Source organism: Massilia sp. 05N420 (genome assembly GCF_056397205.1).
In genome coordinates, this window is sequence record NZ_JBFTMX010000120.1 from 1 (window position 1) to 591 (window position 591).

At 63.3% G+C, this 591-nt stretch carries 1 protein-coding gene; it reads right to left on the bottom strand.

Annotated elements, in window-relative coordinates; translation table 11 throughout:
- Positions 1-100: 100 nt before the first annotated feature.
- Positions 101-591: AraC family transcriptional regulator (locus tag AC1DIX_RS27560; RefSeq protein WP_477328504.1), on the bottom strand; the 491-nt coding region annotated here is incomplete at its 5' end.

Genomic DNA, 591 nt, shown 5'->3' on the forward strand with positions numbered 1-591 from the left:
TGCTTCCGAACTGCAGGGTATCATCAGCTCGCTGAAGGCTGCTGAGTAAGTGCGACAGGCGGATGCTTCTCTATGGAGCATCCGCCTGTTCCAGACGGCATCAGGCAACCGCCTGAAACGGCATCGCCTTGATCTCGGTGACATCCCGCTTCGGTGGCGTGCCGAAGGTGCGGGCATATTCGCGGCTGAATTGCGAGGCGCTTTCATAGCCCACTTCATAGGCCGCCGTCGCAACGCTGGCGCCATCCGCCACCATCAGCCGGCGCGCTTCGAGCAGGCGCAGGTTCTTCTGATATTGCAGCGGCGTCATCGCCGTCATCTCCTTGAAATGCTGGGGGAAGGAGGAGGGGCTCATGCGGGCTGCCGCTGCCAGCTGTTCGATGCGCATGGGCGCGGTGAAATTGTCGCGCAAAAGGTTGATCGCATCGGTCATCCGCCTTGCGTGGCTGCCGGGCAGTGCCAGCTTGCAGACCTCGCGGCCGTTCGGCCCCGTCAGCAGCCAGTAGCAGATCTCGCGCATGATCGCCGGATAGAGCACCGGGATCGCCTTCGGCGTCTCCGTCAGCCGCACGAGGCGCAGCACGCAATCGG